This window comes from Modestobacter altitudinis, from assembly GCF_005930475.1.
Lineage (GTDB): Bacteria > Actinomycetota > Actinomycetes > Mycobacteriales > Geodermatophilaceae > Modestobacter > Modestobacter altitudinis.
The window spans coordinates 43,065-52,743 of record NZ_SJEW01000032.1; the positions used below are offsets into that span (position 1 = coordinate 43,065).

General features: G+C 75.7%; 8 protein-coding genes. 5 read left to right on the top strand and 3 right to left on the bottom strand.

Annotated elements, in window-relative coordinates:
- Positions 1–36 precede the first annotated feature (36 nt).
- Positions 37–948: an SCO6745 family protein gene (locus tag FHL79_RS13505; RefSeq protein ID WP_246080759.1), complete on the bottom strand. Its 912-nt coding sequence runs from the start codon at positions 946–948 to the stop codon at positions 37–39.
- A complete protein-coding gene (locus tag FHL79_RS13510; RefSeq protein ID WP_138759107.1) occupies positions 948–1,460 on the bottom strand; it encodes an HNH endonuclease in 513 nt (170 codons plus the stop codon). Before FHL79_RS13510 ends, FHL79_RS13505 begins: the two co-directional genes overlap by 1 nt.
- 221 nt (positions 1,461–1,681) lie before the next feature.
- On the opposite strand from FHL79_RS13510, the gene FHL79_RS13515 reads away from it, so the two are divergent.
- The 5 genes from FHL79_RS13515 (at position 1,682) to FHL79_RS13535 (ending at position 9,053) form a co-directional block, all read left to right on the top strand.
- A complete protein-coding gene (locus tag FHL79_RS13515; RefSeq protein ID WP_138759108.1) occupies positions 1,682–3,781 on the top strand; it encodes a prolyl oligopeptidase family serine peptidase in 2,100 nt (699 codons plus the stop codon).
- Positions 3,782–4,050: 269 nt separating this feature from the next.
- Positions 4,051–5,313, top strand: coding sequence for an MFS transporter (locus FHL79_RS13520; RefSeq protein ID WP_138759109.1), 1,263 nt, complete (start codon positions 4,051–4,053; stop codon positions 5,311–5,313).
- On the top strand, positions 5,310–5,708 hold the full coding sequence (locus FHL79_RS13525) for a globin (protein ID WP_138759110.1): 399 nt from the start codon (positions 5,310–5,312) through the stop codon (positions 5,706–5,708). Before FHL79_RS13520 ends, FHL79_RS13525 begins: the two co-directional genes overlap by 4 nt.
- Positions 5,709–5,857: 149 nt before the next feature.
- Positions 5,858–7,369 carry a glycoside hydrolase family 13 protein gene (locus FHL79_RS13530; RefSeq protein ID WP_246080761.1) on the top strand — a complete coding sequence of 504 codons (1,512 nt, stop codon included), beginning with the start codon at positions 5,858–5,860 and terminating at the stop codon, positions 7,367–7,369.
- A 154-nt stretch (positions 7,370–7,523) separates the two neighbouring features.
- The gene (locus FHL79_RS13535; protein WP_138759111.1) at positions 7,524–9,053 is read left to right on the top strand and encodes an ATP-binding cassette domain-containing protein; all 1,530 of its coding nucleotides are present in this window, start codon (positions 7,524–7,526) and stop codon (positions 9,051–9,053) included.
- A 56-nt stretch (positions 9,054–9,109) separates the two neighbouring features.
- On the opposite strand, the gene FHL79_RS13540 is transcribed toward FHL79_RS13535, so the two are convergent.
- Positions 9,110–9,478, bottom strand: a complete 369-nt coding sequence (locus tag FHL79_RS13540) for a hypothetical protein (protein WP_138759112.1) — start codon at positions 9,476–9,478, stop codon at positions 9,110–9,112.
- Positions 9,479–9,679 lie beyond the last annotated feature (201 nt).

Here is a 9,679-nt window from a genome sequence, read left to right on the forward strand (position 1 = left end):
GCACGGGGGTCCTTCGAGCACGTCAAGCGGGGTCCGTCAGATGTCGGCGGGGACGCCGATCGGGTTGTGCGCCGGCCAGTCGCCGGCGGCGATCACGGCGCGGCGGACCGGCACGAGCAGCTCGGCCAGCCGGTCGCAGCCGGCCTCACCGAGTGCGGTCCACGGGCCCTGGGCCAGCCGGTCGGTGTCGGCCTCGACGTCGGCCCGGAGCGCCTGCCCGTCCGCGGTCAGCGCGCCGTCGGCCAGCAGGCCGCGGTGGGCCAGCACGACCCCGGCGTCGGCCCACTCGTCGGCCGACCAGCCGCGCGCCTTCTGCAGCCAGTCGGCGGACGTCGTCCCGGCCGCGGCGCTGAGCACGAGGGCGGGCAGCCCGAGCAGCTGGTGCTGCAGCAGCGTGGCCAGGTGCCCGTCCCCGCGGTGCTCGCGCAGCGTCGTCAGGGACTGCCACAACGCGAGGTGCGGCTGCTCGGGGAGGGGCAGCGCGGAGTTCGCCGCGGCCAGCGGGCGGCCCGGGACGTCGACCGCCTCCGCCGCCCGCCGGGCCAGGGTGGCGGCCTCGAGGGCGTCGGTCGAGTCGGCCCAGCCCGGCAGCGCCCGCTGCACGGCGGCGTCGACCCCGGCCAGCCGGGCGGCCAGCGCGCCCGCGGGCGACGTCGTCGACCAGACCTCCGGCACCCGCCGGGCCACGAAGGCCGGCGCGAAGGAGGCGAAGGTCGCCGCCACCACCTCCGGGCCGACGGCGCCCAGCGGGGCGGCCCGACCGGCGAAGTAGCCGGCCCAGAAGGTGCGCAGCCCGGCGGCGGCGAAGGCGGTGCGGGCCTCGTCGGCGAAGTAGGTCAGCGCGTGGAAGGGCTCGCCCAGCGCCCAGAGCCGCCGCGCGGCCGCTCGGCCCTCCTGCAGGGGCCCGGCCCGAGCTCGCGAGGGCTGGGGGGCAGGAGGGTCCTTCATCAGGCACTCACCGAGTCGGGCATGCCCAGCCACTCCCGCCACCGCGGGTCGACCGTCCGGTGCCCCAGCAGCCGCCAGGCGGCGCCGCTGGGGGCGCGGGGCGGGTGCGGCAGCGACCACCCCATCTCCGCCAACGACCGGTCGGCCTTGGTGTGGTTGCACCGCCGGCAGGCGGCGACGACGTTGTCCCAGGTGTGCGTGCCCCCTCGGCTGCGCGGCACGACGTGGTCGATGCTGGTCGCCGAGCCCCCGCAGTAGACGCAGGTCGACCCGTCGCGGGTGAACACCGCGCGACGGGACAGCGGCACCTGGACCGGGTAGGGCACCCGCACGTAGCGGGTCAGCCGCACCACGATCGGCACCGCGAGGCTGATCCGCTCGGCGTGCACCTCGTCGTCGGTGACGTCGACGGCCTCGGCCTTGGCGGCCAGGACGAGCACGACCGCGCGGCGGCTGGAGACCACGCACAACGGCTCGTAGGTGGCGTTGAGCAGGAGCGTCGCACCGGTCATGGACGGAGCCGGGGCAGGCGCGTGCGGAGCGAGGGAGCGGTCGTGGCGGGCGCCGGGGTGCCCCGGCGCGGACGACGACCCGAGTGCTGTGATCGACACCGGACACCTCCGAGTGCCCCGGGCCACCGACGGCTTCGACAGCCCACGGGCACGTCCATCCTGCACTGTCCCGCTGTGATGTGAGATGCCGGGCCGTCAGGGGGCCCGGCTACGGTCGGCGCGTGCGCTACCCCGATGCCCCCCGTCTCGACCTGGTCGAGGACCTGCACGGCCACCCGGTCGCCGATCCCTACCGCTGGCTGGAGGACGACGACGACCCGCGCACCACCGCGTGGGCCGCCGGCCAGGACGAGCTGGCCACCGGCCTGCTGGCCGGTCTGCCCGCCCGCGCGGCCTTCGCCGACCGCCTCGCCGAGCTGGTGCACGCCGGCGCGGTCGGCATCCCGGTCTGGCGTCGCGGTCGGGCCTTCTCCACCCGGCGCGACCCCGGCCAGGAGCACGCGGTCCTGCGGGTCACCGAGCCCGACGGGACGGTCCGGGTGCTGGTCGACCCGACCGCGCTCGACCCGGCCGGCACCACCACGCTCGACGCCTGGTCACCGAGCTGGGAGGGCGACCGGCTGGCCTACCAGCTGTCGGTGGGCGGCGACGAGGAGTCCCAGCTGTTCGTGCTCGACGTCGGCACCGGCGAGGTGCTCGAGGGCCCGATCGACCGCTGCCGCTACTCCCCCGTCGCCTGGCTGCCCGGCGGCGAGGAGCTCTTCTACGTCCGCCGGCTGGCCCCCGAGCTGGTCCCCGCCGGCGAGGAGCAGTTCCACCGGCGGGTGTGGCGGCACCGGGTCGGCAGCGACCCGGGGTCCGACGCCCTCGTGCACGGCGAGGGCGCCGACCCCGCCACCTACTTCGGTGCCCGCACCAGCGCCGACGGGCGCTGGCTGGTCGTCTCCGCCTCGATCGGCACCGCCCCCCGGGACGACGTCTGGCTGGCCGACCTCGCCGGCGACGGCGCGCTGCGCGAGCTGCAGGTCGGCGTCGACGCGCAGACCACCGCCTGGGTCGCCCGCGACGGCCGGCTGTGGCTGCACACCGACCGGGACGCCCCCCGCAACCGCCTGGTGGTCGCCGACCCGGCCGACCCGGCGAGCTGGGCGCCGGCGGCCTGGCAGGAGGTCGTCCCGCAGCAGCCCGACGGCGTGCTGGCCGACCTGGCGCTGGTCGACGCCCCGGACGGCGGCCTGCAGGTGCTGGCCGTGCACGCCGTGGACGCCACCGACCGGCTCTCGCTGTGGTCGGCCGACGGCAGCGGTCGGCTGGCCGAGGTCAGCGACCTGCGTCCGGGGAGCGTGTCCGGCGTGAGTGCCCCCCCGGAGGGCGGGACGACGGCGTGGGTGGGCTTCACCGACCACTCCACCCCGCCCTCGGTGCTCCGCTGGGACGCCGCCGACCCGGCCGCGCTCACCGGGTACGAGCGGGCGCCGGTGGCCGGCGCGGTGCCGGACGTGCTGGTGCGGGAGGTGCACGCGACCTCCGCGGACGGCACGCCGGTGCACCTGTTCGTGCTGTCCGCGGCCGGGACGCCGGACGCGCCGCGCCCGACCGTCCTGTACGGCTACGGCGGCTTCAACGTCTCGCTCACCCCCGCCTACAGCGCGCAGGCCCTGGCCTGGGTCGCCGCCGGCGGTGTGTGGGTGGTGGCCAACCTGCGCGGTGGCTCCGAGCACGGCGAGGAGTGGCACCGGGCCGGCATGCGGGAACGCAAGCAGAACGTGTTCGACGACTTCACCGCCGCAGCCGAGCACCTCATCGCCACGGGCTGGACGACGCCGGCCCAGCTGGCCGTGATGGGCGGCTCCAACGGCGGGCTGCTGGTGGGCGCGATGACCACCCAGCACCCCGACCTCGTCGCCGCCGTGGTCTGCAGCGCCCCGCTGCTGGACATGGTCCGGTACGAGCTGTTCGGGCTGGGCCGCACCTGGAACGACGAGTACGGCACCGCCTCGGACCCCACCGAGCTGGGCTGGCTGCTGGGCTACTCGCCCTACCACCGGGTGGTCGAGGGCACCGCCTACCCGGCGGTGCTGTTCACGACCTTCGAGTCCGACACCCGGGTCCACCCGCTGCACGCCCGCAAGCTGGCCGCGGCACTGCAGCACGCCACCAGCGCGGACGCGCCGATCGTGCTCCGCCGCGAGCTGTCGGTCGGTCACGGTGCCCGCGCGGTGAGCCGCACGGTGGGCCTGGCCGCGGACCAGCTGGCCTTCGTGGCCGCCTTCACCGGGCTGTCCCCCGCGACGCCGCCCCCGGCCACGGCAGCGCGCTGACCGGCGGGTTCTCCGACGACCACGGGATACCGGCACCACACCGACCGATACTCGCCGTGCCCTGCGAGGTGGTCGACCACAGCACGTTCACCTGCAACACTCACCGCCATGGAGCGCGCACGATCGGTGACCCCGATGGACGACTGCGGCGCTGATCCGGGCCGGCTGCACCCGCTGCCGGACCGCGGCAGAGGGCTCCGCTGAGCCGCCACCGCGCCGGGCGGACGGCCCTGGCCGACCGCCCGGCGACCTACCGGCAGGTCTTCGCCGTGGCCGAGTTCCGGCCGCTGTTCGGCTCCTACCTGCTGTCCACGATCGGCGACGAGCTGGCCCGGGTGGCGCTCACCGTGCTGGTCTACCAGCGCACCGACTCCGCCCTGCTGTCGGCGGTGACCTTCGCCATCACCTACCTGCCCTGGCTGCTCGGCGGTCCGGTGCTGGCCGCGCTGGCCGACCGCTTCCCCCGCCACCGCGTGCTGATCAGCTGCGACGTGGCCCGGGCCGTGCTGGTCGCGCTGATGGCCGTCCCGCACACGCCGCTGGCCCTGCTCCTCGCCCTGCTGCTGGCGGTGTCGCTGTGCTCGCCACCGTTCGAGGCGGCCCGCTCGGCGCTGATGGCCGACGTGCTGCACGGCGACCGGTACGCCGTCGCCACGTCGTTGACCGGGGTCACCGCGCAGGCCTCGCAGCTGGTCGGCTACCTGCTCGGCGGCGTGCTCCTGGTCACGGCCTCGCCCGCGGTCGCCCTGCTCGTGGACGCCGCGACCTTCGCCGTCTCCGCGGCCTGGCTGACGCTGGGGCTGCAGCGCCGGCCCGCACCGGTGCTCGAGGGCCCCGACGAGGCGACCCGGTCGATCTGGCAGGACACCGGCAGCGGGCTGCGCCTGGTCGCCTCGATCCCGCGGCTGCGCGCCATCGTCGGGCTGCTGTGGGTCAGCGCCCTGTTCGTCAACGCGCCGGAGGGCGTCGCCACCCCGCTCGCCCTGCAGCTGGACGGGACCACCGCGGCCGCCGGGCTGCTGCTGGCGGCCAACCCGGCCGGGACGGCGATCGGTGGGCTGGTGCTGGGGCGGCTGTGCCCGCCGCAGCTGCGCGACCGGCTGCTCACCCCGCTGCTGGCGCTGTCACTCGCCGGGGTGCTCCTGGCCGGCCTGGTGCCACTCGTGCTGGACCGGGGGCTGGCCGCCTACAGCCTCGTCGTCGCGCTGTTCTTCATCGCCGGCGTCGGCGGTGCCTGCAGCATCCCGCTCAACGTCGCCTTCGTGCAGGCCGTCCCCAGCGCGTACCGCGGCCGTGCGTTCGGGGTCGCGGTGGCCGGGCTGTCCGGCGCCCAGGGGCTGGGCATCGTGCTGGCCGGGGCGGGCGCCGAGCTGGTCCGGCCGACGACCGTGGTGGCGCTGGCCGGCGGCGTCGGGCTGGCGGCCGTCGTCGTCCCGCTGCTCGCCCTGCGGCGCTCCCCGCCGCCGGCCTCCGCCGGAGACGTGGCCCACGTGGCCTCGGCCCCCGGCGCTGAGGGACGATCGACCTCATGAGCGAGACGAGCCGGTCGCTGCCCTCGGCGCGCACCTTCTACGCCGAGGTCGGCGGCGCCGAGACCTTCCGTGCCCTCGTCGCGCACTTCTACGCCGGGGTCCGGGAGGACCCGGTGCTGCGGCCGATGTACCCGGCCGACGACTGGGAGGGCGCGGAGACCCGGCTGCGGATGTTCCTCGAGCAGTACTGGGGCGGGCCGACCACCTACTCGGAGAACCGCGGCCACCCGCGGCTGCGGATGCGGCACGCGCCCTTCGCCGTCGATGCCAAGGCCCGGGACGCCTGGCTCACCCACATGCGGGCCGCGGTCGACTCCCTCGGGCTCCCCGCCGAGCAGGACGCCACGTTGTGGGGTTACCTGGAGATGGCCGCCCACAGCATGCAGAACCAGTAAGGACCCCGTCCTCCTCCCGCCTCGCAAGCTCGGCGCGAGCCTCTGGACGGGGCCGGAAGAAGTCAAAGGAGCCTCTGCTGAGCGAGAGCCCGACCCTGTCCACCGCTGACGCCGACTGGTGGCGGACCGCCGTCTTCTACCAGGTCTACGTGCGCAGCTTCGCCGACGAGACCGGTGACGGCGTCGGCGACCTGGCCGGCATCCGCTCGCGGCTGCCGTACCTGGCCGAGCTCGGCGTCGACGCGTTGTGGATCACGCCGTTCTTCCCCTCCCCGATGGCCGACCACGGCTACGACGTCGCCGACCCGCGGGACGTCGAGCCGGTGTTCGGCGACCTGCCCGGCTTCGACGCCCTGCTCGCCGACGCCCACGCGCAGGGCATCCGGGTGACCATCGACCTGGTCCCCAACCACAGCTCGCACGACCACGAGTGGTTCCAGGAGGCCCTGGCGTCCCCGCCGGGCTCGCCGGCGCGTGCCCGGTACCTGTTCCGCGACGGCCGCGGTCGCGACGGCGGCGAGCCGCCGAACAACTGGCCGTCGGTCTTCGGCGGGCCGGCGTGGACCCGGGTGCCCGACGGCCAGTGGTACCTGCACCTGTTCGCCCCCGAGCAGCCGGACCTGGACTTCACCAACCCCGAGGTCGTCGAGGACCTGGAGGCGACCATGCGGTTCTGGCTGGACCGGGGCGTCGACGGTTTCCGGATCGACGTCGCGCACGGCATGGCCAAGCCCGAGGGGCTGCCGGACATGGTGCCGATGGCGGACACCGGCCTGCTCGCCGACCACGGCCCCGGCGACCACCGGTTCGACCAGGACGGCGTCCACCTGGTGCACCGCCGGGTCCGCACCGTGCTCGACGGCTACCCGGGCACGATGGCCGTCGGTGAGGTCTGGGTGGCCGACGACGACCGGCTGGCCGAGTACCTGCGCCCCGACGAGCTGCACCTGGCGTTCAACTTCAAGCTGCTCACCTCCGCCTGGGACCCCGCGGAGCTGCGGACGGCGATCGACCACTCGCTGGCGACCGTGGCGGGCACCCCGGCGCCGGCCTGCTGGGTGCTGTCCAACCACGACCGACCCCGGCACGTCACCCGCTACGGCGGCGGCGAGCTGGGCACCCGCCGGGCCCGGGCGGCGGCGCTGTTGCAGCTGGCGCTGCCCGGCGCGGCCTACCTCTACAACGGCGACGAGCTCGGCATGCCCGACGTCGACCTCCCCGACGAGGTGCTGCAGGACCCGATCTGGGAGCGGTCCGGGCACACCGAGCGCGGCCGCGACGCCTGCCGGGTGCCGGTGCCGTGGTCGGGCGACCAGCCGCCCTACGGCTTCTCGAGCGCCGCCGACACCTGGCTGCCGATGCCCGCGGGCTGGGGCCCGCTGACCGTCGAGGCCCAGGCCGCCACCCCCGACTCGGTGTTGTCGCTGTACCGCGCCGCGCTGGCGCTCCGGCGCAGCTCGCCCGCCGTCGACGGCGACGCGCTCGACTGGCTGCCCGCGCCGGACGGGGTGCTGGCGTTCCGCCGTCCCGGGGGGCTGGTGTGCCTGGTCAACCTCTCCGGCGGTCCGGTGCCGTTGCCCGAGGGCCAGGTGCTGCTGGCCAGCGAGCCCGTCGTCGGCGGGCAGCTGCCCGTCGACGCGGCGGTGTGGCTCAACGCCTGAGCGACCCCGCCGGGCGCCTGCCGGGACCGCTGTCCCGGGAGGCGCGGCTTCCGGCCCCGGGTAGCATGCGTGTGGTCACGCAGCGTCGCTGCCGATGCTGGGACCACCCTCCATCGACCTGTGTCGACGACCCTCCCAGGGAGCCCGCCCGCTCATGACGCTGCTCCAGGTCCAGGGCCTGACGAAGTCCTTCGGCGCCCGTCGCGTCCTGCGCGACGTCTCCTTCGGCGTCGACGCGGGCGAGATCGTCGGCCTCGTGGGGACCAACGGGGCGGGCAAGTCCACCCTCGGTGACATCCTCGCCGGCATCACCGCCGCCGACTCGGGTGCCATGACCCTCCAGGGCGTCCCGTACGCCCCGCTGTCGGCGGACGACGCCCGCCACCTCGGGGTCGGCGTGGTCGAGCAGCTGGTCCGCATCGACCCGGAGCTCACCGTCGCCCAGGCGGTCTTCCGCGGGACGCCGCAGGCGGGGCGGCCGCCGGCGGAGCTGCGCCGGCAGGCGCAGGTGCTGCTGTCCGTGGTCACCCTGGACGTCGACCCGGACACGCTGGTCGGCGAGCTGCCGCACTTCGTGCACGGGTTGGTGGAGATCGCCCGGGTGCTGGCCGAGGACACCCGGCTGGTGGTGCTCGACGAGGTGTCGGCGGCGCTGCTGCCGATGGAGGTCACCGGCCTGCACGCCGTCGCCGGCCGGCTCAGCCGCCAGGGCCGCGGCGTGCTCTACATCAGCCACCGGCTGCCCGAGATGCTCGAGGTCGTCGACCGGGTGCTGGTGCTGCGCGAGGGCCGGATCGCGCTGGACAGCCCGGCCGCTGCCCTGGACCCCGTCCGGCTGGCCGCGGAGACCGTCGGCGAACCGGCGCCCGCCCCCCGGACGACGTCGGTCGTGCCGCGGGCCGAGCGGGAGGCCACCCCCGTGCCCAGCGCGCCACGGTCGCTGCTCACCGACGAGGTCGCCCTGCGGGTGCGCAACCTCCGGGTGCCCGGCGCGGTGGACGGCGTGGACCTGCTGCTCCACCGGGGCGAGGTGATCGGGCTGACCGGACGTCGCTCCTCCGGCGTCCGGGAGATCGCCGGCGCGCTGACCGGTGAGCTGCCGGCGATCACCGACGAGCTGCTGCTGCACGGGGAGCCGCGCGCGCTGGACTCCCGGGCCGACGGCGGCGCGCTGCGGCTGCCCGCCTACCGCCCGGACGAGGACGCCTACGGGGTGGACCCCGGCGAGACGATTGCCCGGACGCTCACCCAGGAGGAGTGGGGCGCGCTCACCGACCTGCGCCAGGAGATCGCCACCCTGCGCGGTGTCATCCGCACCGTCCACCAGATGGACGTGAAGACGCTGAGCATCCGCACCCGCGTGGGCGCGCTGTCCGGCGGCGACCGGCACAAGCTCGCCCTGGCGCGGTGGATGGCCGCCTCGGCGCACGACGTCCTCGTGCTGCACGAGCCCACCCGCGGCCTGGACGTGCGAGCCCGCCGGCAGGTGCGCCAGCTGCTGGACGACGCGACCGGCAACGGCGCCTCGGTCGTCGTCGTCTCGGTCGACCCGGACGAGCTGGCCGAGTGCTGCGACCGCGTGGGCATCGTCTCCGGCGGCCGCGTGGCCCGCTGGATCGACACCGGCGGACTCGCCGACGCCGCCGTCCGCGACCGGATCATCGAGGCCTCCACCGCGGCCTGACGCCGGCGCCCTCCCCGTCCCCCGTCCGGGGTGGGCGCCGGTGGTGTCGCGGGGCCCTAGACGGCGACGTTGACGGCGACGGCCCGCAGCTTGTGCCGGGCCAGCGCCAGGTTGGCGCCCACGCGGTTGAGCACCAGGTAGATGAACAGCCCGGCGTTGCCCTCGCCGGTCAGCACGTTGATCAGGTGGTACTGCCCCTGCAGCGTGATCAGGACGTCCTCGATCTCGTCCTTCAGCTCGAGGTCGGCGATCGTGCGCAGCTTGGCGCGGACCACGTTGGAGTTCCCGGCGGCCGCGATGTTCAGGTCGAAGCCGGGGCTGCCGCCGGCCGCGAGGGCCATGCCGCTGTCGATGTCGACGATCGCGGCGCCGGTGGCGCCCTCGATCGCGAGCAGGTCCGCGATGACGTTGTCGAGCTGTGCCACGGATGAGGCTCCTGTCGTTCTCGCTGGGGGACGCAGCAGGTCGCTGCGCTCCGGATCGGGATGGGACCCGGGTCGACCGGACGGACCGGGCGTCTGGGGGTGCACGGTGTCCCGGGGCGGCGGCGGTGCCACCTCGGCGTGCGTCGCACCGGCCGGAGCGCGGTGCGGAGCCGTCTCGTCGAGGGCGGGCGTGACCTGGGG

What these genes read in the sequence shown, in the direction of transcription:
- FHL79_RS13505 (WP_246080759.1), bottom strand. Translation starts at nt 948, where the DNA reads ATGAAGGACCCTCCTGCCCCCCAGCCCTCGCGAGCTCGGGCCGGGCCC.
- FHL79_RS13510 (WP_138759107.1), bottom strand. Translation starts at nt 1,460, where the DNA reads ATGACCGGTGCGACGCTCCTGCTCAACGCCACCTACGAGCCGTTGTGC.
- FHL79_RS13525 (WP_138759110.1), top strand. Translation starts at nt 5,310, where the DNA reads ATGAGCGAGACGAGCCGGTCGCTGCCCTCGGCGCGCACCTTCTACGCC.
- FHL79_RS13535 (WP_138759111.1), top strand. Translation starts at nt 7,524, where the DNA reads ATGACGCTGCTCCAGGTCCAGGGCCTGACGAAGTCCTTCGGCGCCCGT.